This window comes from Sphaerisporangium siamense (assembly GCF_014205275.1).
Taxonomy (GTDB): domain Bacteria; phylum Actinomycetota; class Actinomycetes; order Streptosporangiales; family Streptosporangiaceae; genus Sphaerisporangium; species Sphaerisporangium siamense.
Genome location: NZ_JACHND010000001.1, coordinates 6890142 through 6913581, shown reverse-complemented (window position 1 = coordinate 6913581; position 23440 = coordinate 6890142). Strand labels below are relative to the sequence as shown.

20 protein-coding genes are annotated in these 23440 nt (G+C 74.2%); 17 read left to right on the top strand and 3 right to left on the bottom strand.

Annotation, left to right across the window (positions count from 1 at the left end):
* Window positions 1-109: 109 nt before the first annotated feature.
* The 10 genes from BJ982_RS31545 (at window position 110) to BJ982_RS31500 (ending at window position 9014) form a co-directional block, all read left to right on the top strand.
* Window positions 110-1174, top strand: a complete 1065-nt coding sequence (locus BJ982_RS31545; protein ID WP_260413884.1) for a vWA domain-containing protein — start codon at window positions 110-112, stop codon at window positions 1172-1174.
* Complete coding sequence (locus BJ982_RS31540; RefSeq protein ID WP_184886084.1) at window positions 1167-2315, top strand: XdhC family protein; 1149 nt, start codon at window positions 1167-1169, stop codon at window positions 2313-2315. The genes BJ982_RS31545 and BJ982_RS31540 overlap by 8 nt, the downstream gene beginning before the upstream one ends.
* Window positions 2316-2405: 90 nt before the next feature.
* Window positions 2406-3017 (top strand): nucleotidyltransferase family protein, encoded by a 612-nt coding sequence (locus BJ982_RS31535; RefSeq protein WP_184886082.1) that lies wholly within the window; start codon window positions 2406-2408, stop codon window positions 3015-3017.
* A 109-nt stretch (window positions 3018-3126) separates the two neighbouring features.
* Window positions 3127-4167: an LLM class F420-dependent oxidoreductase gene (locus BJ982_RS31530; RefSeq protein WP_184886080.1), complete on the top strand. Its 1041-nt coding sequence runs from the start codon at window positions 3127-3129 to the stop codon at window positions 4165-4167.
* A gap of 42 nt (window positions 4168-4209) precedes the next feature.
* Window positions 4210-5259, top strand: coding sequence for a M24 family metallopeptidase (locus tag BJ982_RS31525; protein ID WP_184886079.1), 1050 nt, complete (start codon window positions 4210-4212; stop codon window positions 5257-5259).
* Window positions 5260-5313: 54 nt separating this feature from the next.
* Window positions 5314-5874 carry an elongation factor P gene (efp, locus tag BJ982_RS31520; RefSeq protein ID WP_184886077.1) on the top strand — a complete coding sequence of 187 codons (561 nt, stop codon included), beginning with the start codon at window positions 5314-5316 and terminating at the stop codon, window positions 5872-5874.
* Entirely contained in the window at window positions 5875-6285 is a 411-nt protein-coding gene (gene nusB / locus BJ982_RS31515; RefSeq protein WP_184886075.1) for a transcription antitermination factor NusB, read from the top strand.
* A gap of 111 nt (window positions 6286-6396) precedes the next feature.
* Window positions 6397-7161: a class I SAM-dependent methyltransferase gene (locus BJ982_RS31510; RefSeq protein ID WP_239123635.1), complete on the top strand. Its 765-nt coding sequence runs from the start codon at window positions 6397-6399 to the stop codon at window positions 7159-7161.
* Window positions 7162-7217: 56 nt separating this feature from the next.
* Window positions 7218-8474 (top strand): DNA polymerase IV, encoded by a 1257-nt coding sequence (locus BJ982_RS31505; protein ID WP_184886073.1) that lies wholly within the window; start codon window positions 7218-7220, stop codon window positions 8472-8474.
* A gap of 147 nt (window positions 8475-8621) precedes the next feature.
* The gene (locus BJ982_RS31500) at window positions 8622-9014 is read left to right on the top strand and encodes an SCO2097 family morphological protein (RefSeq protein WP_184886071.1); all 393 of its coding nucleotides are present in this window, start codon (window positions 8622-8624) and stop codon (window positions 9012-9014) included.
* A 355-nt stretch (window positions 9015-9369) separates the two neighbouring features.
* Here BJ982_RS31500 and BJ982_RS31495 read toward each other — a convergent pair whose 3' ends face one another.
* Genes BJ982_RS31495 through BJ982_RS31485 form a run of 3 tightly spaced genes read right to left on the bottom strand, consistent with a single transcriptional unit; the run spans window position 9370 to window position 14134 of the window.
* Complete coding sequence (locus BJ982_RS31495; RefSeq protein WP_184886070.1) at window positions 9370-11856, bottom strand: transglutaminase TgpA family protein; 2487 nt, start codon at window positions 11854-11856, stop codon at window positions 9370-9372.
* Window positions 11853-13136 (bottom strand): DUF58 domain-containing protein, encoded by a 1284-nt coding sequence (locus BJ982_RS31490; RefSeq protein WP_184886067.1) that lies wholly within the window; start codon window positions 13134-13136, stop codon window positions 11853-11855. The genes BJ982_RS31495 and BJ982_RS31490 overlap by 4 nt, the downstream gene beginning before the upstream one ends.
* The gene (locus BJ982_RS31485; RefSeq protein WP_373869698.1) at window positions 13133-14134 is read right to left on the bottom strand and encodes an AAA family ATPase; all 1002 of its coding nucleotides are present in this window, start codon (window positions 14132-14134) and stop codon (window positions 13133-13135) included. The genes BJ982_RS31490 and BJ982_RS31485 overlap by 4 nt, the downstream gene beginning before the upstream one ends.
* A gap of 503 nt (window positions 14135-14637) precedes the next feature.
* On the opposite strand from BJ982_RS31485, the gene mraZ reads away from it, so the two are divergent.
* From mraZ to mraY, 7 genes are all read left to right on the top strand, one after another.
* The gene (gene mraZ / locus BJ982_RS31480; protein ID WP_184889600.1) at window positions 14638-15069 is read left to right on the top strand and encodes a division/cell wall cluster transcriptional repressor MraZ; all 432 of its coding nucleotides are present in this window, start codon (window positions 14638-14640) and stop codon (window positions 15067-15069) included.
* Window positions 15070-15360: 291 nt separating this feature from the next.
* Entirely contained in the window at window positions 15361-16344 is a 984-nt protein-coding gene (gene rsmH, locus BJ982_RS31475; RefSeq protein WP_184886063.1) for a 16S rRNA (cytosine(1402)-N(4))-methyltransferase RsmH, read from the top strand.
* Window positions 16341-16880: a cell division protein FtsL gene (ftsL, locus tag BJ982_RS31470; protein WP_184886061.1), complete on the top strand. Its 540-nt coding sequence runs from the start codon at window positions 16341-16343 to the stop codon at window positions 16878-16880. Before rsmH ends, ftsL begins: the two co-directional genes overlap by 4 nt.
* Before the next feature lie 686 nt (window positions 16881-17566).
* Window positions 17567-19270, top strand: a complete 1704-nt coding sequence (locus BJ982_RS31465; protein WP_184889598.1) for a peptidoglycan D,D-transpeptidase FtsI family protein — start codon at window positions 17567-17569, stop codon at window positions 19268-19270.
* Window positions 19271-19307: 37 nt separating this feature from the next.
* Window positions 19308-20825: a UDP-N-acetylmuramoyl-L-alanyl-D-glutamate--2,6-diaminopimelate ligase gene (locus tag BJ982_RS31460; protein ID WP_184889596.1), complete on the top strand. Its 1518-nt coding sequence runs from the start codon at window positions 19308-19310 to the stop codon at window positions 20823-20825.
* A gap of 108 nt (window positions 20826-20933) precedes the next feature.
* On the top strand, window positions 20934-22334 hold the full coding sequence (locus tag BJ982_RS31455; protein WP_184886059.1) for a UDP-N-acetylmuramoyl-tripeptide--D-alanyl-D-alanine ligase: 1401 nt from the start codon (window positions 20934-20936) through the stop codon (window positions 22332-22334).
* Window positions 22331-23389 (top strand): phospho-N-acetylmuramoyl-pentapeptide-transferase, encoded by a 1059-nt coding sequence (mraY, locus tag BJ982_RS31450; protein WP_184886057.1) that lies wholly within the window; start codon window positions 22331-22333, stop codon window positions 23387-23389. The genes BJ982_RS31455 and mraY overlap by 4 nt, the downstream gene beginning before the upstream one ends.
* The last annotated feature ends 51 nt before the right edge of the window (window positions 23390-23440 follow it).

Below are 23440 nucleotides of genomic sequence, written 5' to 3'. Positions count from 1 at the left end.
ATCCCTTGCGGCATCTGAGGGAGTCCCTCAGGCCCCTGGCGGCGGTCCCGCCGGGACGGTCGTTCCGAGCCGCGCGGTCACCGGGGACGCCGCCGCGAGGGCCGCCACGTTGGTCGGGTTCGCCCGCACTCTGCGTGCCGCGGGCGTGCCCGCCGATCACGAGCGCACTCAGGCCATGCTGGAGGCCGCCGTCCACCTGGGCGCCGCCGACCGTGAGGCCGTCTACTGGGCCGGCCGCCTCACCATGTGCGCCGGCCCCGACGACCTGCCCCGTTACGACCGCTGCTTCGCCGCCTACTTCGGCGGTGACCGCCCCGGGCCGGGCCGCCCCGCCCCGGTGGTCACCGTCGTCCGCCACACCTTGGCCCCGGACGGCGACGGTTCCTCCGGCGACGCCTCCCGCGAGGCCCTGGCGGCCACGGCCGGCCGGACGGAGGTGCTCAGGCACCGTGACGTCGCCCGCATGACCCCCGCCGAGCTGGCCGAGGTCCACCGCATGATCGGACTGCTGCGCGCCCGCAGGGAGCCGCGCCGCTCCCGCCGGTTCGCCCCCTCCACCCGGGGCAGGCTCGACCCGCGCCGCACGATGCGCGAGACCCTGCGCAGGGGAGGCGAGATCGCCCGCCTGCGCCGCAGGTCGCGCCGGGTGCGGCCCCGCCGCGTCGTGCTGCTGGTCGACGTCAGCGGCTCCATGGCCCCCTACGCCGACACGCTGCTGCGGTTCGCCCACGCGCTGGTGCGGTGCGAGCCGCGCGCCACCGAGGTGTTCAGCGTCGGCACCCGGCTCACCCGCGTCACCCCCGCGCTGCGCCACCGCGATCCCGGCGCGGCCATGCGCGAGGTCTCGGCCGCCGTCCCCGACTGGCGCGGCGGCACCCGGCTGGGCGAGGAGCTGAAGCGGTTCCTCGACAGTGGCTCCACGGCCAGGGGTGCCATCGTCGTGATCGCCTCCGACGGCTGGGAGCGCGGCGACCCGTCCCTGCTCGGGCGGCAGATGGCCCGGCTGTCCCGCCTGGCGCACCGGGTCGTCTGGGCGAACCCCCACAAAGGGCATGAGGGGTACGAGCCGCTGACCGGCGGCATGCGCGCCGCCCTGCCGTACGTCGGGGCGTTCGTCGCCGGGCACAGCCTGGCCGCCTTCGAGGAGCTCGCGGAAAGGCTGTCGCATGCGTGACGTGCTCTCCCAGATCGTGCGCTGGTGGGAGGCGGGGGAGCGGTTCGGGGTGGCCACCGTCGTGGAGACCTTCCGCAGCGCGCCCCGGCCGCCCGGCGCGTCCATGGCCGTCCTCGGGGACGAGGCGGTCGGCAGCGTGTCCGGCGGCTGCGTCGAGGGCGCGGTGTACGAGCTGTCGCGCGAGGTCGCCGCCGGGGGACGCCCGGTGCTCCAGCGGTACGGGGTCAGCGACGACGACGCCTTCTCGGTCGGGCTCACCTGCGGCGGGATCATCGACGTCCTCGTCGAGCCGGTGTCCAGGGACGACTTCCCCGAGCTCGGCGAGATCGCGGCCTCGGTGCGCCGCCACGAGCCGGTCGCCGTCGCCACCGTCCTGCCCGGCCCCCGGCGGCGGGGCGCGCGCCGGGTGGTGTGGCCGGGCCGCGCCTCGGGCTCGCTCGGGCCCGCCCGGCTCGACGCCGCCGTGGACGACGACGTCCGCGGCATGCTCGCTCAAGGGCTCACGTCCGTGCGCAGGTACGGGACGCGCGGCGAGCGGCGTCTGGACGACCTGCCGGTCTTCGTCCACTCCTTCGCGCCGCCGCCGCGCATGCTGGTCTTCGGGGCCATCGACTTCGCCGCCGCCGTCGCCAGGGTCGGCAAGTTCCTCGGCTACCACGTCGTGGTGTGCGACGCCCGCCCGGTGTTCGCCACGGCCAAGCGCTTCCCCGAGGCCGACGAGGTCGTCGTCACGTGGCCGCACGACTACCTCTCCACCGCCCACGTCGACGCCCGCACGGTGATCTGCGTGCTCACCCACGACCCGAAGTTCGACGTCCCCCTGCTGGAGGTCGCGCTGCGCACCGAGGCCGGGTACGTCGGCGCCATGGGGTCGCGCCGCACCCACGAGGACCGTCTGGCCCGGCTGCGCGAGGCGGGCCTCACCGAGGACGAGCTGGCCCGGCTCCGCTCCCCGATCGGCCTGGACCTCGGGGCGCGCACCCCCGAGGAGACCGCCGTGTCCATCGCCGCCGAGCTGATCCAGCTCCGGTGGGGCGGCTCCGGCCGCGCGCTCAGCGACACCACCGGCCGCATCCACGGCCCGGCGGACGGCGCGCACGGCGCGGGCACGGCCGACCCCGGCACGCGGGGCGAGGGATGAGCGCGACCGGTTCGCACCGATGAGCGCCACCGGTTCCCGGCGCGTGGGACGGCGCGTGAGCGCGGCCGGCTCCGGCGTGCGAGGCGGCGGATGAGGGGGCCGTGCGCCGGGTTGTTGCTGGCCGCGGGGGCGGGGACGCGGCTCGGCATGCCCAAGGCGCTCCTGGAGTTCCAGGGGGAGCGGCTGGCCGACCGGGGAGCGCGCCTGCTGCGCGAGGGCGGCTGCCGTCCGGTGGTCGTGGTGCTCGGCGCGGCCGACGTCCAGGTCGGCGGGGCCGTCGCCGTCCGCAATCCCGACTGGCGCACCGGCATGGCTTCCTCGCTGCGCACCGGCCTGGACGCGCTCCCGCCGGAGGCGGACGCGGTCGTGGTGGCCCTGGCCGACCAGCCGCTGGTCCGCGCCGAGGCCGTGCGCCGGCTGATCGCGGCGCGGGCGGCGGGCGCGGCGGTGGCGGTCGCGACCTACGGCGGCGCGCCGCGCAACCCCGTGCTGATCGGCCGCGAGCACTTCGGCGAGGTCGCGAGGCTCGCCGCCGGGGACGCCGGCGCGCGCCCCTTCCTGCGCGCCCATCCCGAACTGGTCACTCCCGTGCCCTGCGACGACGCGGGAGACCCCGCCGACATCGACACCGTGGCCGACCTGGAGCGCCTCACGGCCGCGCCACCCCCGCCCGCCGCGCCTGACGGCCGCGACCGCCCATGAGCGGTGGCAGCGGCGACGCCGTGCGCGCCGGGCTTTCCCCCCGCCGGGGGACTCGGTAGCCTGTCCGTGACTGGAACATCATTCGGTTTCTTGGCGAGGGGAACTCGACATGCGCGTGGGCATGGCGCTCAACTACGCGGGTGGCTTCAAGGAGACGGTGGCCGAGCTGGCGGACTACGAGAGCGCCGGGCTCGACATCGTCTTCGTCGCCGAGGCCTACAGCTTCGACGCCGTGAGCCAGATGGGCTACATCGCCGCCCGCACCCGGCGCGTCCAGATCGCCTCGGGCATCCTGCCGATCTACTCGCGCACCCCCTCCCTGCTCGCCATGACCGCCGCCGGCATGGACTACGTCTCCGACGGCCGCTTCGTGCTCGGCATCGGCGCCTCGGGCCCGCAGGTCGTCGAGGGCTTCCACGGCGTGCCCTACACCGCGCCGCTCGGCCGCACCCGCGAGGTGATCGAGATCTGCCGCAAGGTCTGGCGGCGCGAGCGGCTCACCCACCAGGGCGCGCACTACACGCTGCCCCTCCCGCCCGACCAGGGCACCGGGCTCGGCAAGCCCCTTAAGCTGATCAACCACCCGGTGCGCCCGCGCATCCCCATCGTGCTCGCCGCCATCGGCCCGAAGAACGTCGAGCTGGCCGCCGAGCTGGCCGAGGGCTGGGAGCCGATCTTCTACGTCCCCGAGAAGGCCGCCGAGGTGTGGGGCCCCTCGCTGAAGGCGGGCTCGGCCCGGCGCGCCGGCGACCTCGGCGAGCTGGACGTCATCGCCCAGGCCGTCCTCGCCATCGGCGAGGACGCCGGGGACCTGCTCGAACTCGGCCGCCCCATGGCCGCGCTCTACATCGGCGGCATGGGCGCCAGGGGCAGGAACTTCTACAACGACCTGGCCCGCCGCTACGGCTACGAGAAGGAGGCCCGGCTCATCCAGGACCTCTACCTGGACGGCAAGAAGGACGAGGCCGCGGCGGCGGTGCCGAGGGAGCTGCTGGAGAAGATGTCGCTCGCCGGGCCCGAGAGCTTCGTCCGCGAACGCGTCGCCGCGCTGAAGGAGTCCGGGGTCACCACCCTCAACGTCGCCCCGCTCGCCGCCACCCACGAGGAGCGCCTCCGGCTCGTCGAGAAGATCCGCGACATCGCCGCCTGACCTCCGGCGGGATAGGACGGGCGAGGCCGTACAGTCTCGGACATGACCGCCATTCACCACGCGCGGCGGGCCCGGCTCGCCGCGCTGCTGGAAGAGCACGACGTGGACGCCCTGCTGGTCACCCGCGGCGTCAACGTGCGTTATCTGACCGGGCTGGCCAGCTCGAACGCCGCCGTGCTCGTGCGGGCGGACGCCTCGGCCGTCCTCGCCACCGACTCCCGGTACATCGAGACCGCGCGCCGCCTCCGCGCCGACGTCGAGGTCGTCGAACGGCGCGACGTGGCCGGATCCCTGGCCGGGATGGCCGCCAGGCCCGGCATCGAGGCGCACGACATGCCGGTGTCCCTGTACCGGCGTCTCGGCGGCGACCTCGTCCCCCTGGACCGGCCGGTGGAGGCGCTGCGGGTGGTCAAGGACGAGGGCGAGATCGACGCGCTGCGCGTCGCCTGCGAGCTGACCGACCAGGCGTTCGCCGACGTCCTCCCCGCGATCGCGCCCGGCACGACCGAGCGGGAGCTGGCCCGCGCGCTGGACGCCCGCATGGGCGAGCTCGGCGCCGACCGGCCCGCCTTCGACACCATCGTGGCGAGCGGCCCCAACGGCTCGGTGCCCCACCACGCGCCCACCGGGCGCCCCATCGAGCGCGGCGACCTGGTCACCATGGACTTCGGGGCCCTGTACCAGGGCTACCACGCCGACATGACCCGCACGGTCGCCGTGGGCGAGCCCGCCGCCTGGCAGCGCGACCTGTACGACCTGGTCCTGCGCGCCCAGCGCGCCGGGAGCGAGGCCGTGGCCCCCGGCGCGGACATCGCCGAGGTGGACGGGGCGGCGCGCGCGCTCATCGAGGCGGCCGGGCACGGCGAGCACTTCGGGCACGGGCTCGGCCACGGCGTCGGCCTGGAGATCCACGAGGATCCGTTCCTGCGTTCCACGGGTGCCGGTAGACTTGAGGATCGAGTTCCGATCACCGTCGAGCCCGGCGTGTACCTGCCGGGCAGGGGCGGCGTCCGGATCGAGGACACTCTCGTCACGCGTGACGGCGGCCCGGAACTCCTCACCCGGACGACCAAGGAACTGCTGGTCCTGTGACGGGCGGGAAAGCGGCCGAGCTCAGCGTGACCATCACGACGCAGGAGATTACGAGTGGCGACGACCAACGACCTCAAGACCGGCCTTGTGCTCAGGCTCGACGGCGGCGAGCTGTGGAGCGTGGTGGAGTTCCAGCACGTCAAGCCCGGTAAGGGCGGCGCCTTCGTCCGCACCAAGCTGAAGAACGTGCTCTCGGGCAAGGTCGTGGACAAGACCTTCAACGCGGGCGTCAAGGTCGAGGTGGCCAACGTCGACAAGCGCGAGATGCAGTTCTCCTACCTCGACGGCGACGAGTTCGTGTTCATGGACACCGAGACCTACGACATGCTCAACGTCTCGCGCGCCACGGTCGGCGACGCGGCCAACTACCTGCTGGAGAACGGCCTCGCCACGGTGGCGATCAACGACGGCAACGTCCTGTACGTCGAGCTGCCCGCCGCCGTCGAGCTGACCATCGCCCAGACCGAGCCGGGTCTGCAGGGCGACCGCTCCACCGGCGGCACCAAGCCCGCGACGCTGGAGACCGGCGCCGAGATCAAGGTCCCTCTCTTCATCACCACGGGTGAGAAGGTCAAGGTCGACACTCGCACCGGCGAGTACCTCGGCCGGGCCTGAGTGTCCGCGCGGGGAAAGGCGCGCAGGCGCGCACTGGACATCCTCTTCGAGGCGGAGCTGCGGAGCGAGCCCGCGACCAAGGTGCTCGCCGAGCGCGTCGAGCGGGCCGAGCCGCCGGTCAACGAGTACACCTCGGCCCTGGTCGAGGGCGTGGACCGGCATCGCGCCCGCGTCGACGAGCTGATCTCCACCTACTCCGAGGGCTGGACCCTCGACCGCATGCCCGCCGTGGACCGCAACCTGCTGCGCGCCGGCACCTACGAGCTGCTGTGGATGCCCGACGTCCCGGAGGCCGTGGTCATCAGCGAGTGGGTGCACCTCGCCTCCGAGCTCTCCACCGACGAGTCTCCGCAGTTCGTCAACGGCCTGCTGGCCCGGTTCAAGCAGCTCAAGCCGTCCCTCGTCCTGTAGGACGCGCCGCCTCCCGCGCGTGGGGGCCCGTCGGCCGCGGGTAGGCTGGGCCCCTACCGACGTGCCCGATCGAGGTTCCGATCGGCGTCCTCGCGAGGAGGCGAGCTGAACGTGCCCACCGCCGAAGGCCCCACACGCCAGGCGGCCGCCACCCCGGCGGCGCGCACCGCCGTGGTCTGGGAGGCCCTGCGCGCCGCGCTCGCCGGACTGGCGGACGCGACCGGGCGCGAGCGGCTCGACATCGTCGACGCCGGGGGCGGCACGGGCGGCTTCGCCGTCCCGCTGGCCGGGCTCGGCCACGCCGTCACCGTCGTGGACCCCAGCCCCGACTCCCTGGCCGCCCTGGAGCGCCGGGCCGCCGAGGCCGGGGTGGCGGTCAAGGGCATCCAGGGCGACACCGCCGACCTGCGCCACGTGCTGGAGCCCGGCTGCGCCGACCTGGTGCTGTGCCACAGCGTCCTCGAGTACGTCGAGGACCCCGCCGGGGCGCTCGCCGCCGTCGCGGGCCTGCTGCGGCCGGGCGGGCTGATCAGCGTCCTCGCGGCCAACCCGGTCGCGACCGCGATCCACCGCTCGCTCGCCGGCCACTTCGACGAGGCGCGCCAAACCCTGTCCGACCCGGCGGGCCGCTGGGGCGACCAGGACCCGACGCCGCGCAGGTTCGACGGCGCGGCGCTGGCCGGCCTGCTGTCGGCCGCGGGGTTCGCGCCCGGCGAGGTCAGGGGCGTGCGCGTCTTCGCCGACCTGGTGCCGGGCCGCCTGCTCGACGGCGAGCCGGGGGCGGCCCGCGCGCTGGTGGCGCTGGAACAGGCCGCCGCCGCCCACCCCGTGCTGCGCGACATCGCCACCCAGCTCCACGTCCTGGCCCGGCGCTGACCACGTCACGGCGTGCCGCCCGGCGGCTAGAACGCCTGTTCGGGTAGGATCGACGTGTGTCGCGCAAGCAGGTTCTGCGGCCCGAGCCGGGGCGGGGGCGCCACCCGGCCCAGGCGCCGCCGGCCGACGACACCGGGTGCCCGATCCTGCACGTCGACATGGACGCCTTCTACGCCAGCGTCGAGCTGCTGGAGCGTCCCGAGCTCAAGGGCACCCCGGTGATCGTCGGTGCGGCGGGCGCCCGCGGCGTGGTGCTCAGCGCCACCTACGAGGCCCGGCGGTTCGGCGTCCATTCGGCGATGCCCATGACCCGCGCCCGCCGCCTCTGCCCGCGGGCCGTGGTCATCCCGCCGAGCCACGGCAAGTACTCCGAGGTCTCCAAGAGCGTGATGGAGATCTTCCACGCGGTCACGCCCGAGGTCGAGCCGGTCGCCTCCGACGAGGCGTTCCTCGACGTGCGCGGGGCGCTGCGCAGGCTGGGGCGGCCGGCGGTCATCGCCGCCCGCATCCGCGCCGAGGTCGCAGAGCGCCACGGCATCACCTGCTCGGTCGGCGTGGCGAGCAGCAAGTTCGTCGCCAAGCTCGCCTCGCGCCACTGCAAGCCGGACGGCCTCCTGGTGGTCCCCGCCGACGGCGTGGTGGAGTTCCTCCACCCCCTGCCCGTCGCGGCCCTGTGGGGCGTGGGGGAGCGCACGGAGCAGGCCCTGGTCCGGCTCGGCATCAAGACCGTGGGCGATCTGGCGCAGGTCCCGCCGGCGACGCTGCGGCGCGAGTTCGGCGCCGTGGGGGAGCATCTGGCGGCCCTGGCGTGGGGCCGCGACGACCGCCGCGTCACCCCGCACGTCCCCGACAAGAGCATCGGCGCCGAAGAGACCTTCTCCCACGACGTGGACGACCCCGAGGCCGTCTGCCGCGAGCTGCTGCGGCTCTCCGAGCGTGTGGCCGCGCGGCTGCGCGCGGGCGGTCACATCGGGCGCACGGTGAGCGTCAAGCTGCGCCGCTCGGACTTCACCACCATCACCCGGTCGCGCACGCTGCGTGAGGCGACGGATGTGGCGAAAGAGATATATGCCACTGCCTGTGAGTTGTTCGCGGCGGCCGGGCTGGAGCGCGTGCGCCTCCGTCTGGTCGGCGTGCGGGTGGAGAACCTGCGTCCCGCGGCCGCGGCGACCCGCCAGCTCGGGCTCGGCGAACGCGAAACAGGCTGGCGGGAGGCCGAAATGGCGATGGACAAGGCCGCCCGGCGCTTCGGTCCTGAGGCCGTGCGCCCGGCCTCGCTCGTACGCCCGCCGTTCGAGGGAACGGATCTATGACGTCACCTCCGGTTTGGTCTACGTTGGACGTTTTCTTTCGCCTACGTCTACAGCCTCGTATTCTGGGGATAACCGACCGCGAGGTCCGGACACCCTGTGGTGCCCGTTGCCGTCTTCCCCGTCAAGGGGCCGTCCTTGGGAGGCGCCGTGCCGCTCTCTGAGCACGAGCAGCGCCTGCTCGACCAGATCGAGCAGGCCCTCTATAGCGAGGACCCGAAGTGGGCCAACACCGTTCGGATCAGTGATCCACGCAACCATTACAAACGCCGCCTTGTGAAAGCCTCCATCGGCTTCGTCCTCGGTGTCGTCCTGCTGATGGTCGGCGTCGTGGCACCGATCATCCCACTCGGTGTGGGCGGCTTCGTGGTCATGCTCGCCGCGTGTTTGTGGGGTCTGTCCAGTTGGAAGCGTATGAACGGGTTCGGCGGCGACGCCAGGGCGCAGGGCGGCCCCGGCCGGCCCGAGCGGCGCCGCGGTTCCCGGCAAGGGTTCATGGAACGCATGGAGGAACGCTGGCGCCGCCGGAGCGACGAGCGCTGAGTTCGTGGCGGGGCGTGGCACCGCGCGGCCGCCGGCGGACCCCGGCGCCGCGCCCGCGCGCCGGCCCTTGACGACCTCGCCGGGACATCCGGCGACCACGGCGACCTGACGGCTCCACCTCGCGGCCACGCCCCACCCGGGCGGTGCGACCTCGCGGCCACGCCCCACCCGGGCGGTGCGACCTCGCGGCCACGCCCCACCCGGGCGGTGCGACCTCGCGGCGTGACAAGGCCCGGGCCGTGATCCCTGGAAATCTCTTCCAGAGCTCACGGCCCGGGCCTCGTCACGTCCCGGGCCTGCCGGGCTCACCCCGGACGGGCGTCCCGGGCGTCCTCACGCCCGGGGGGCCCGGCTCTCAGCGGCGCGAGCCGGTGAGCACCCGGGTCTCCTCCGCGGGCGCCGCCGGTCCGGCCGCCGGGTCCTGGTCGCGGCGGCGCGGCCACAGGCGGATGTTCTCCAGCCGGTCGAACCCGTCCAGCATCGCCCCGCCCGCCCGGCGCAGCCGCAGCAGCGTCGAGGCCGGCAGCAGCGTCGCGCGCAGCCGCCGCCCGCGCGGCACGGCCCGCCGCAGCGCCCCGCGCACGACCCGCAGGTCCCCGGCCAGGGGCGCGATCTCGCCCGGCGTGCGCGCGTACCGCAGCCGTTCCTCGGCCGAGGCGATCCGCGCCACGGCCGCCGCCGCGTCCGCGTCCAGCTCGTGCCGCTCGGCCAGCCGGCGCGCCAGCGCCCGCGGCGTCTCGCTGAGCTCGTGCCCGAGACCGAGGTCGTGCAGGGTGTCGATCAGCTCGCGCCACGTGCCGCGCACCGCGCGCCCGAGCCGCCCGCCCTCGGCCGCGGGCCCCGCCGCGCCGGCCGCCGGGACACCGGCCGCTGGGGCTCCGGTGGCCGCGCGGGCCCACCCGCGCCCGCGCCGGTACCGGGTGGCGGCCCGCCAGGCGGCGGGGAGGAGCATGACCAGCAGCAGGACCACCAGCCCGATCCCGATCACGGCGGGGACGGACGAGCCGGTCTCCGTGCTCACCGAGCCCTGGGGCAGGTTCGCGTCCGGGTCGCGGACGGCGCGCCTCGGCGCCGTGGAGGTCTCCGGGTCTTCGCTCTCGGGCCCGGCCGTCGGCGCGGCGCTCGTGGAGTCGGGGCCGCCGGTCGTGACCGACGGGCGCGAGTAGTCCGGGATCCTGGCGGTGGCCTGGCCGAGCCCGCCCGAGGGCGTCGGCTCGAAGCGCAGCCACCCCGCGCCCTGGAAGTACAGCTCCGGCCAGGCGTGCAGGTCGTGCGTGCGGACCTGCCAGGCGCCGTCCGAGAAGGTGCCGCCGGTGTAGCCGATCGCCACGCGGGCGGGCACGCCGAGCACCCGCGCCATGACCGCCATCGCGGCGGCGAACTGCTCGCAGTAGCCGTTCTTGTTGCGCAGGAAGTCCACCAGCGCGTCGCTGCCGTTGCCCTGCGTGCGCAGGCTGTAGGTGAACCCGCCCGTGGTGGTGAACCATTTCTGCAGCTTGACGGCCACCTCGTACGGGCTGTCGGTGTCCGAGACCAGCCCCCGCGCGGTGATCGCGATCTCCAGGGGCAGGTCGTCGGGGAGTCGCAGGTACCGGGCCGCCACCTCCGGGTCCGGGCTCGCCACCATGTCCGACAGCGCCTCGGAGGTCGGCTGCGGCTCCCGCTGGCCGACCTCGTACTCCTGACCGCCCGCGGTGTCGCGCGTGGAGAAGACCATGAGCGTCGACTCGTCGGCGCGCCAGTCGCCGTCCACCCGCACCGTGGCCGCGGGGTAGGGCAGCGGCAGGAAGCTCAGCCCCTCCACCGCGTCGCTCACCTTGAGCCGGGTGTCCACCTGCTTCACCGGCACCTCGGGGTCCAGGCCGGGCGGCGCGGGCAGCGGGCCCTCCGCCACGCCGTTCTCCGGGCGGCCCTTGGGCTGCGTCATCGTCCACCGCCGCCCGTCGAAGGTGTCCAGCGAGTACATCCGCAGGTAGCGGGCGGTGTTGTCGCTGTTGGTGTAGGTGAGGACGGTCGCGTTGCCGGGCTGGGTGAGCCGGCCGCGCAAGTTCGCGATCGGGTCGGGGATCGTGATCGTGTTGCCGCCCGCGCCGTTGCCCGAGCCGACGCCGAACCCGAACAGGGGGTTGGGGGCCAGGGTGGGCACGAACGCGGGCACGCCGACGGCCAGCGCGATGGCCGCGATGCCGATGCGCTTGCCCGACAGCGAGATCGGCGTGCTGTCGGGCCTGGCGGTCGCGGCGGCGGCGCGCGTCCTGCGCACGAGGACGGCCCGGCCCCAGGTGGTGATCCGCTCGCGCCCGTCCGCGGCGAGCAGGCCCACGTACCCGAGCGCGCCGAGGATGAACGCCGGCCACCCGAGGGGCTCGGTCATCACCGCGGCGGGCACGGTGAACAGGGCCAGCAGCGGCAGCCCCGCCGGCGCCGCGCGGCGCAGCCGCACCGCGAGCAGGTCCACCGTCAGCGCGATCACGCCGACGCCCCCGGCGGTGAGCAGCGTGATGCCCGGGTTGGCCGGCACGGGGGCGGCGTACCGCTGGATGTCGGCGAACCCCTCGCCGAGCAGGCCGGCCAGCGCGACCAGCGACTCGCCGGTCGGGACGACGCGCCCCCAGGACTCGTCGGCGGCGAACACCAGGTTGAGGTACAGGCCGAGCGCCGGCAGGCCGAGCGGGGGGCCGAGCCAGCGCGGCACCGCGGGCCGCGTGGTGAGGACCGACACGGCGCCGACGACCAGGATCGCCCCCATGCCGGTCCAGAACCAGTCGCCCTCGCGGAACAGAGGATAGAGGGTGAGCGACACCGCGGCCGTGGCCAGCGCCGCGGCGATCGGGAGTCTCATGCCGCGTCTCCTGAGGTGATCGTGCCGGCCGGCCCGGTGAACCGGCTGTTCTGGGCGGCCTCCTGCCAGACGGCGGCGAGCGAGGTGCCCGCGGGCAGCCGCACGACCCGCCACCCCGCGCCGGCGAGCACGGCGCGGGCCAGTTCGTAGGACTCGTTCTCGGCGGTGTGGTGCGCCGGGGTCTGCTGCCAGCCGCGTACGTCCAGCAGCACGGCCACGCCGGTGACCCCGCCGAGCCGCAGACGGGCGAGCGCCCTGGCCTCCTCGGGGTCGAGGTCGCCGAGCACGGCGACGATGAGCCCGTCGCCGCCGCCCTGGCGCAGCGCCGCGACGCCGGACTCCAGGGAGCGCGCGGTGCTCTGGCGCACGACCGCAAGCGCGTCCAGCAGCCCTTGGCCGCCGCCGGCGTCGGCGAGGTGCTGGGCGCCCTGGTCGGTGACCAGCCGCAGCCCGAGCCCGTCGCGGGCCAGGTGCACGCCGATCGAGGCGGCGGCCGACACCGCGACCTCGAAGGACGAGCGCGGCCCCTCGCCGCGGTGGGCGTGCCTGCGGGTGTCCAGCAGCAGGGCGCCTCTGCTCTGCCACTGCTGCTCCTCGCGGCGCACCATCAGCTCGCCGTAGCGCGCGGTCGAGCGCCAGTGGACGCGCCGCAGGTCGTCGCCCTGGCGGTACTCGCGCGGGCCGACGTCGTCGTCCCCCGCCGCCGCCACGCTGGCCGTGCGGCTGTCGCCTCCGCCGGTCCACTCGCCGGACAGCCTGACGTGGGGGAGCGGCACGACCTCCGGCACCACCGTGAGAGTGTCGGTGGCCGCGAACGCCCGGTTGAGCTCGACAAGGCCGAAGGGGTCGGCGATGCGCACCGACAGTGGCCCGATCGGGAACCTGCCGCGCAGGTCGGAGCGCACCTTGTAGTCGATCTCGCGCACCCCCCGCGACTCCACCCGGTCCAGGACGAACCGGGGGCGGGTGCCGACGGCGTAGGGGACGGTGTCCTCGATGAGGAGCAGGCCGGTGGGCAGCCGGGTGACGTTCTCCAGCCGCAGGGTCACGGTGCTGTCGGTGCCGACGGGGACCCTGGCCGGGTAGAGCCTGCGCGCGCAGCTCAGCCGGTAGCGGGTGCGGGCGACCACCATGGCCGACAGGAGCGGGAGCGCGATGACGAGCACGCTGACCCGCAGCAGGTCGTGCTCGCCGAGCGCGACCGCGCACAGCAGCGCGGCCACGCCCGAGGCGAGGAAGGAGCGGCCGCGCGAGGTCAGCGCCCTGAGACCGGCGATCACCGCGGCGCCGCCCCGCCCGCCCCCCTTTCCCGGCTCTCGGGCACGGGGACGCGGCGTACGAGGTCGGCCATGACGTGTTCGGGCCGCAGGCGCTGGCCCTGGGCCTCCAGGCTCGGGAGAAGACGGTGGGCCAGGACCGGGACGGCCAGGTCCTGCAGGTCGTCGGGGATGACGTAGTCGCGGCCGGACAGCGCGGCGTGCGCCCTGGCCGCGCGCACCAGGTGGAGGGTGGCGCGGGGCGAGGCGCCGAGCCGCAGGTCGCGGGTCTGCCGGGTGGCGGCGACCAGGTCGACGGCGTACCTCTTGATGGGCTGGGAGACGTAGACGGCGCGCACGGCGTCGATCAGGGCGCGCACCTCGGCGGTCGTGGCGACGGGTTCGAGCTTGTCGAGCGGCGAGGACGCCCCGTGGACGTCCAGCATCTCCAGTTCGGCGGCCGGCTCGGGGTAGCCCATGGCGATCCGCGCCGTGAAGCGGTCGCGCTGGGCCTCGGGGAGGGGGTAGGTGCCCTCCATCTCGATGGGGTTCTGGGTCGCGATGACCATGAAGGGCGTGTCGAGCCGGTAGGTCGTGCCGTCGACGGTGACCTGGTGCTCCTCCATGCACTCCAGCAGGGCCGACTGCGTCTTGGGGGAGGCGCGGTTGATCTCGTCGCCCACGACGATGTTGGCGAAGACGGGGCCCGGCTTGAACTCGAACTCCCGCGACTGCTGGTTGAAGGCGCTCACGCCCGTGATGTCGCTGGGGAGAAGGTCCGGGGTGAACTGGACGCGGCGCACGGGGCAGTCGATGGACCGCGCGAGCGCCTTGGCCAGCATGGTCTTGCCGACGCCGGGGACGTCCTCGATGAGGAGGTGCCCTTCGGCCAGCATCACGGTGAGGGTGAGGCGGACGACGTCGCCCTTTCCCTCGATCACCGATTCGATGGCCTCGCGGATCCGGTGCGCCGTCGCGACCAGACCCCCCAATTCCTGTCCGACATCGTGGGTCACTCCCACCGGGCCTCCATGAGGGTGTGGTAGCCCACGCGGGGTGGTATTGCGGGGGCTTTGTCGTTCTTCTTCATTCTGTATACCGACACTATGATGCGGGGAGTTTCCAGGCGACGTTCCGTGATATTCCGGAAGAACTGGCCCCAAGTGTTCTGGCCGGTGGTCGCGGTGCCGTCCCGCCGGCGTCCGAATCCCGTGACATTCGGTCGCGAGACGCCCCCCACTTTCCCCCACCCGCGGCCGTCCCGCCGCGCGATCGCCCAGACAGGTGCGGCATGCCCGCCCGGACGGTGTCAAGGGGGCGATTCCGACACGCCCGTGCGCACGCGCGCCCCCACCGGGCGCCCCACTCCGCTCCACCTGCTCTGACCTGCGGAAACGTCGGCGTATTGGCGCGCGGAACTTGTTTGGATCAGTTGACGGTGGGGAGAAGTGGAGTATGGTGGTGCGCAGTGGAGGGGCTGGTGCCATGGCGTCAGTCGTTCCATGTGGCACGGGAGGTGGGGCCGGTGTTCCTCGGCACCCATCACCCGCGTCTGGATGAGAAAGGACGACTGTTCCTGCCGGCGAAGTACCGTGAGGAGCTGGCGGAGGGTCTTGTGATCACCAAGGGCCAGGAGCGGTGCCTCTACGTGTTTCCCGTGGAGGAGTTCCAGCGCATCACCGAGGCGCTGCGCACCGCACCCGTGACCGCCAAGGCCGTCCGCGATTACAGTCGTGTCCTTTTCGCCGGCGCCTCCGATGAGACGCCCGACAAACAAGGGCGGATCACCATTCCCCAGGGCCTGCGCGAGTACGCGGGCCTCCGCCGGGACTGCGCCGTCATCGGCGCGAACACCCGGCTGGAGATCTGGGACGCCGTGGCCTGGGACACCTACCTGGCCGCCCAAGAGCAGGCTTTCTCCGACCTCTCGGAGGAGGTGCTGCCAGGGATCCTTTGACAACGGTCGACTCGTCGGTGAAGACGTCGTTCGGCGAGGTCTCCACCCGCTCCCGAGGGGCCCGGCAGGTTCGCGCGGGCACCACGGCGCCGCCGTCAGCTGATGCACCTTCCCCGGTGTCAGGTGACGGCGCGTCGGCAGGGGACGCGGATGGGGACCTGGCCGGGCGAGCCGTCACCAGGGTGGGGTGAGAACCGGCGAGAAGACGTACGTAAGGCCGCGCATCCGCGAGCAAGTTCCGTGTCCCGGGGGTCCACCGACACGGTCATGGCGGCAAGAGGGGGTTTCATCATGCATGTAGACGAGCATGCCGGAGTTCACGGCGAGCCGGGCGGTCACGTCCCGGTGATGCTGCGCCGTGTCCTCGAACTGCTGGCGCCGGCGCTGGACAGGCCCGGAGCCGTGCTCGTCGACGCCAACCTCGGCCTCGGCGGGCACGCCGAGGCGCTGCTCGCCGCGCACCCCGGCCTCCACCTGGTCGGCATCGACCGCGATCCCGACGCCATCGCGCGCTCCACCGCCCGCCTCGCGCCCTACGCCGGGCGCACCACCCTCGTGCGGGCGGTCTCCGACGAACTGCCCGGTCTGCTCGCGCGCACCGGGCGCCCGAAGGTCGACGGCGTGCTGTTCGACCTCGGCGTCTCCTCTCCCCAGCTCGACGAGGCCGGGCGCGGCTTCGCCTACTCCTACGACGCCCCGCTGGACATGCGCATGGACCCCGAGCAGGAGCTCACGGCACACCTCGTCGTGAACACCTACTCCGAGGGCGAGCTCACCCGCATCCTGCGCGACTACGGAGAGGAGCGCTTCGCCTCGCGCGTCGCGCGCCTCATCGTCAGGCAGCGCGCCGCCGGGCCCATCGCGTCCACCAAGCGGCTCGCGGAGATCGTCCGCGAGGCGATCCCGGCCGCGACCCGCCGCACCGGCGGGAACCCCGCCAAGAGAACGTTCCAAGCACTGCGCATCGAGGTGAACGGAGAGCTGGCCGCCTTCGAGCGTGCCCTCCCCGCCGCGCTCGACGCCCTGACGGTCGGAGGGCGGGTGGTCGTCCTTTCGTACCACTCGCTGGAGGACCGGCTGAGCAAGCAGATCATCGCCGAGCGGACCAGGGACACGAGCCCTCCGGGGCTTCCCGTCCCTCTGCCGGCGCACGCGCCGAGGTTCCGCTCGGTGACCAGAGGGGCGGAGGTCCCGGACGAGGACGAGATCGCGCGCAACCCGCGCGCGGCCTCGGCCCGGCTGCGGGCCGCAGAGAGAATCCGGGAGCCGGAATGAGAAACGACGAGGAGCCCACCATCCAGACCGGCGGCGGCACGGCGACCGCCGTCGACGACAGGCCCGTGCGCGCGCCGCGCGCCGCGCGCGGCGTCACCGCGCCGCCGTCCCGGCCGGCCCGCGCCCCGCGCAGGGCCGTGCCGCCGCGCCCGCCGCGCCGCGGCTCCGTGCCCGCGACCCAGGCTCCCGCCGCCGCGCGTCCGGCCGCCACCGGCCCGCGGAACGTCCCGCGCACGCCGTTCGTGCTGCTGGTCGTCGGCCTGCTGTGCGGGGGCCTGGTGACGCTGCTGCTGCTCAACACCGTGCTCGCGCAGGACTCGTTCCGCGTGAACGACCTGCGCGACAGCACGCGCGAGCTGCACGAGCAGGCCCAGGACCTGAACAAGCAACTGCTGCAGCGCTCCCAGCCCGAGGCGGTCGCCGAGGAGGCGCGCAAGCACGGCGTCAGGCCGGACAACTCCGCCCCCGAGATCCTGGACGTTCCCGAGGGCCGCGTCGTGGGCGGGCAGTCGCAGGTGGAGGTCCCGGTCCCGTGAGAGAAGGCGGCGGCCGTCCTCCGGGGCCCGGCCGCGGCGGGCGCGGCGGTTCCGGCGGCGCCCGCGGCGGCTCGGGAGGTCCCGGCGGCCCCCGGCGCGGCCGTCCCGGCCGTCCCGAGGACGAGGGACGGCCCGGCCGGTCCGAGGGCGACGGCCGCCCCGGCCCCGGCGGACGGCCCCGCCAGGACGGCGACCCGCGTTCCGGGTCCGCCGGGCGCTCGCGCCAGGACGGCGACGGCCGCCAGGGTTCTCCCGGACGCCCCCGCCCCGAGGGCCGGGGCGGTCCGGACGGCGAGGGCCGGCCGGGTGCGCAGGGGCGCCATCCGCGTCCGGGGGCGCAGGGCAGGCCCGGCGACGCGGAGAAGACCGTCCCGGCGCCGCGCCGCGTGCTCGGCGACGGGCGCGGCCCGCGCCGTCCCGCGCGCGACTCCCCCCGCCGTCCCGGCGGCGCGGGGCGGACGTCCGGCCGCCTGCCGCCGGGAGACCGCGACGGACGCCGCGACAGGCGCGGGGACAGGAACAGTGGCGGATACCGCGACCGGTTCGCCGACCGGTTCGCCGACCGCTTCCGTGACGGCACGGGGGACGGGTACGACTTCCGTCTCCCGCCCTGGCGCTCCTGGGGGCCGCGCCCGGCGGCGCCGCTGCGGCTCGGCAACCCGCGCCGGCGCATCAACATCGGCCTGATGGGCATGGCGGTGGTGCTGTCGCTGTTCGCGGGGCGCCTGGTCCAGCTCCAAGGGCTGGACTCCAAGGTCTTCGAGGCCAAGGCCGCCTCGCTGCGCGTCCGCGAGGAGCCGCTGCCCGCGCGCCGCGGCACGATCAGCGACGTCAACGGCCACCCGCTCGCCATCACCGTCGAGGCCCGCGAGGTCTCCATCGACCCCACCAAGGTGCCCGCCGAGCGCCGCGATCAGGTCGCGGCGGCGCTGGCGCCGCTGCTGGGCGTGCCCAAGGACGATCTGGTGGCCAAGCTGGCGATCCAGCGGACCCACTACGCGCTGCTGGCCCGCGACGTGCCCATCGGCGTGGCCAAGAACGTCCTCGACCTCAAGGTGGGCGACGCGAAGATCCCCGGCCTGGCCGCGAAGCCGAAGTACCAGCGGCTCTACCCCGGCGACGACCTCGCCGGGGGCCTGGTCGGGTTCGTCGGCGACGAGGGGGGCGGCCTGACCGGCTTCGAGCAGGCCTACGACAAGCTGCTCGGCGGCAAGGACGGCAAGCAGACCATCGAGATCGGCGGCACGGGCCAGCGCATCCCCATGACCCGCAGCACGCGGGTGGAGCCCGTGGCCGGGCAGGGGGTGCGGCTGACCATCGACCGCGACGTCCAGTGGGCCGCGCAGCAGGCCATCGCCCGGCAGGTCAAGGCCACCGGCGCCCGCAGCGGCAGCGTGATCGTCATGGACGTCCGCACCGGACAGGTGGTCGCCATGGCCAACGCCCCCGAGGTGAACCTCAACAAGTGGGAGTCGGTCCCGCCCGGCGACTGGGGCAACCGCGCGGTGTCGGAGGTCTTCGAGCCCGGCAGCACCAACAAGGTCATCACGGCCGCCGCCGCCCTGGAGACGGGCGCGGTGCGGCCCGAGACCGTGTTCGAGGTCAAGGACAAGTACCAGTGCGCCGACCGCCTGCTCAGCGACGCCCACCCGCACCCGCCCGAGCGGCTGACCTTCACCGGCATCATGGCCGAGTCCAGCAACGTGGGCACTCTGATGGCCGCCGAGCGGGTCGGCGACGACACGCTCTACACCATGCTGCGCAACTTCGGCTTCGGCGCCAAGACCGGCGCGGGGTTCTACGGCGAGGAGGCCGGGCTGCTGCCCAAGGCCGAAACCTGGTCGGGCAGCCAGCGCTGCACGATCGCCTTCGGCCAGGGCGTGTCGGTGACGGCCCTGCAGATGGCCAGCGTCTACCAGACCATCGCCAACGACGGGGTGCGGATCACGCCGCAGATCGTCGCGGGCACGGTCGACCAGCACAACAGGCTCGTCCCGGCGAAGGCCCCGAAGCAGACCCGCGTGGTGAGCCGGCGCAGCGCCAAGGACATCGCGCGGATGCTGGAGGCCGCGGTGAACGCCGACGGCAGCACCGGGTCGCTTGCCGCCATCAAGGGATACCGGGTGGCGGGTAAAACCGGCACCGCGATGCGATACGACGAGAACTGCCGAGGGTATTGCGGCTATACCGCTACCTTTGTGGGGTTCACTCCCGCCGACGCGCCGCGTCTGGTGGCCCTGGCCGTGCTCCAGGCGCCCAAGAACGGCCACTTCGGCGGGGAAATCGCCGCGCCCGTGTTCAAGGAAGTCATGACGTTCGCGTTGAAGAGCCGCAAGATCCCGCCGACCGGCACGACCGCCCCCGCCGTGCGCTTGAGCGCCGACGGCTGACGGGGAAGGTACGCTCTCGCCCGTGCGTCCCCCGTCCATGCGTCCCGCCGCCGGCCAGGTCCGTCCGCTGTCCGGCCTCGCCGCCCTGCTCGGCGCGCCCTCCGGCGGCGGCCGAGCGCCCCTCGCCGCCGTCACCGGCGTCACCATCGACTCCCGTCAGGTCAGGCCAGGCGACCTGTACGTCGCGGTGCGCGGCACCAGCGTCCACGGCGCCGCGTTCGCGCGCGCGGCCGCGGAGGCCGGCGCCGCCGCGGTCCTGACCGACCCCGCGGGCCGGCGCGACGCCGTCGCCTCCGGCCTGCCCGTCCTGGTGGTGCCCGAGCCGCGCGCGGTGCTCGGCACGGTCGCCGCCTGGGTGTACGAGCGGCCCTCCGAAGGGCTGCTGCTGCTCGGCGTGACAGGCACCAGCGGCAAGTCCACCACCAGCTTCCTGATGGAGGGCGGCCTGCGGGCCGCCGGGCACCGCACCGGCCTGGTCGGCGGCGTCGAGATCCACGTGGGCGACCTGCGCTTCACCCCCACGCTGACCACTCCCGAGGCCAGCGACCTGCAGGGCCTGTTCGCGCTGATGCGCGAGCAGGGGGTGACGGCGGCGGCCATGGAGGTCTCCAGCCACGCCCTGGCCCTCGGCAGGGTGGACGGCACCCGCTACGACGTCGCGCTGTTCACCAACCTCTCCCAGGACCACCTGGACTTCCACCGCGACCTGGACGACTACTTCAGGGCCAAGGCCCGCCTGTTCACCCCCGAGCTGTCGCGGGTGGGCGTGGTCAACATCGACGACGCCCACGGCCGCGAGCTGGCGGGCCTGGCCAAGATCCCGGTCACGACGTTCTCGTCCGGCGGCGCGGCCGAGGCCGACTGGCGGGCCCACGACGTCCGCCTCGGCGCGGACGGCAGCACCTTCCGGGTGGTCGGCCCCGGCGGCGTCGAGGCCGACGTGTCGGTGGGGCTGCCCGGCCCGTTCAACGTCGCCAACACCCTCGGCGCGCTGGTCGCGCTCGTGGAGGCCGGCGTGCCGCTGCAGACGGCCGTGCACGGCGTGGGCACGGTCACCGGCGTGCCCGGGCGCATGGAGCGCGTCCCGGGCGCTCAGGGCTTCCAGGCGATCGTCGACTACTCCCACAAGCCGGGCGCCGTCGAGTCGGTGCTGCGCGCGCTGCGCGAGGTGACCTCCGGCGAGCTGATCATCGTGCTCGGCTGCGGCGGCGACCGCGACCGGGGCAAGCGCCCGATGATGGGGGAGGCCGCGGCCCGCCTCGCCGACGTCGCGGTCCTCACGAGCGACAACCCCCGCTCGGAGGACCCGGTGCGCATCCTCTTCGAGATGCTCCAGGGCGTCCTGCGGGTGCCCGGGCGCGACCGCGCCCATGTGATCATGGAACCGGACCGGGCCGCCGCGATCGGACTCGCGATCGGCCGCGCGCGGCCGGGTGATGTCGTCGTGGTCGCGGGCAAGGGCCACGAGCAGGGTCAGTACGTCGCCGGCGAAGTGCTGCCGTTCGACGACAGGCAGGTGGTCGCAGAGGCGATCAGCAGACGTGAGCGAATGTGAGCTGCGGTGTTGTGCGAGGCTGAGGCGCGCGGCGCCCCGGTCGCGCCGGCCGGTCGCCGGCGCCCCGCGTACGCACGAACGAGCTTGTATGGAGAGTAGGGATAACGAATGATCCCGTTGCCGCTGGCAAGGATCGCCGAGATCACCTCGGGTGCCCTCACGGGCATGGCCGATCCCCGCGCCGTGGTCCGGGGGCCGGTCCTCATAGACTCCCGCGCCGCCGGCCCGGGGTCGCTGTTCGCCGCGATCAAGGGCGGCCGGGTGGACGGGCACGACTTCGCCGCCCAGGCCCACCAGGCGGGGGCGGTCGCCGTGCTGGCGAGCAGGCCCGTCGACGCCCCGTCGGTGGTCGTCGCCGACGTCGTGGCCGCGCTCGCCCGGCTCGCCTCCGCGGTGGTCGCCGAGCTGCCCCGCGCGACCGTCATCGGCGTCACCGGGTCGGCGGGCAAGACCACCACCAAGGACCTCCTCGGCGGCCTCACCGCGCTGGTCGGCCCCACCGTCGCGCCCGTCGGCTCCTACAACAACGAGATCGGCCACCCCCTCACCGTGCTGAGGGCCGACGAGGACACCCGATTCCTGGTGCTGGAGCTGAGCGCGCGCGAGGAGGGCCACATCGCCTACCTCGCCGGCGTCGCCCCGCCGAAGATCGGCGTCGTGCTGAACGTCGGCAGCGCCCACCTCGGCGTGTTCGGCGGCAGGGAACAGATCGCCAAGGCCAAGGGCGAGCTGGTCGAGGCCCTGCCCGCCGACGGCGTCGCGGTGCTCAACGCCGACGACCCCAACGTCGCCGCCATGGCCTCCCGCACCCGGGCGCGGGTCCGGTGGTTCGGCCGCTCGTCCGAGGCCGACATCCGCGCCCAGGACGTCACGCTGGACGAACGCGGCCGGGCCGGCTTCACGCTCGTCACCCCCTCGGGCCGCGCGGACGTGCGGCTGCGCCTGCACGGCGCCCACACCGTCGAGAACGCCCTGGCCGCCGCCGCGGCGGCCTACGAGCTCGGCCTGCCGGTGGCCACCATCGCCGAGGAGCTCTCCCGCGCCGAGCCGCGCAGCCGCTGGCGCATGGAGGTCACCGAGCGCCCCGACGGGGTCACCGTGATCAACGACGCCTACAACGCCAACCCCGAGTCCATGCGCGCCGCCTTCGACGCCCTCGCCGCCCTCGGCAAGGACCGCCGCCGGTTCGCGGTGATCGCCTCGCTGCGCGAGCTCGGCGAGGACTCCGACACCCTCAACGAGGAGGTCGGCCGCACCGCCGCCGCCGCGGGCCTGGCCGGGCTGTGGGTGGTGGGGGACGACCCCTGGCCGGTCCTGGCCGGCGCCAAGGGCTCGGGCGCCGTCCACGTCCCCGCGCCGGAGGACGCCGCCGCCGAACTGGTCGCCCAGCTGCGGCCCGGCGACGTCGTGCTGGTCAAGGGGCCGCGCGCGGCCGGGCTCGAACGGGTCGCCGCGAGGCTGCTGGCCGGGACCGGGGACGCCGCGGGCGCGGGGGGTGGCGCCCGATGAGGGACATCCTCATCGCCGCGGGCGTGGCGCTGCTGCTGTCCATGCTCGGCACCCCGCTGGCGATCCGCCTGTTCAGCCGCAGGGGCTACGGCCAGAACATCCGCGAGGAGGGCCCGTCGGGGCACCACGAGAAGCGCGGCACCCCCACCATGGGCGGCACGGTCTTCGTGATCGCCGCGCTGATCGGCTTCGCCTGCGCGCACCTGGCCACCTTCACCCCGCCGACCGCCTCCGCCGTGCTCGTGCTGTTCCTGATGACGGGCCTGGCCACGGTCGGCTTCCTCGACGACTTCATCAAGATCTACAAGCAGCGCAGCCTCGGTCTGCGCAGCGGCGCCAAGGCCCTCGGCCAGCTCGTCGTCGGCGCGGTGTTCGCCGTCCTGGTCGTGCGGTTCCCGAACGCCTACTCGATCACCCCCGCCGAGACCCGGGTGTCCTTCCTGCGCGACTTCGGGCCCTCGATCGGCATCGTCATGTTCACGATCTGGGTGCTCATCATGATCGTGGGCTTCTCCAACGCGGTGAACCTCACCGACGGCCTCGACGGCCTGGCCAGCGGCGCCACCGGGGTGGTTCTCGCCGCCTACGTCCTGATCGGCAACTGGCAGCTCCGCAACAGCTGCCTGAACCAGCTCGGCCCCAACTGCTACTGGGTGCGCGACCCGCTGGACCTGGCGGTGGTCGCGGCGGCCGTCCTCGGCGCGCTGGTCGGCTTCCTGTGGTGGAACGCCCCGCCCGCCAAGATCTTCATGGGCGACACCGGGTCGCTGGCGCTCGGCGGCGTGCTCGCCGGGCTGGCGATCACCACCCGCACGCAGATCCTGCTGTTCATCCTCGCGGGCCTGTGCTGCATCATCACCGCCTCGGTGATCATCCAGGTCGGGTTCTTCAAGATGACCGGCAAACGGGTGTTCCGCATGGCGCCGCTCCAGCACCACTTCGAGCTGGCCGGCTGGGCCGAGACCACCATCGTGGTCCGCTTCTGGCTGATCGCGGTCCTGTGCGCCGCCGCCGGCCTCGGCCTGTTCTACGTCGAGTGGATGCCGAAGGCCTGAGGCGGCGCGCCGGGGCCGGGGCCTCGCGCGGTGTGAACGAAAGAGAGCGCA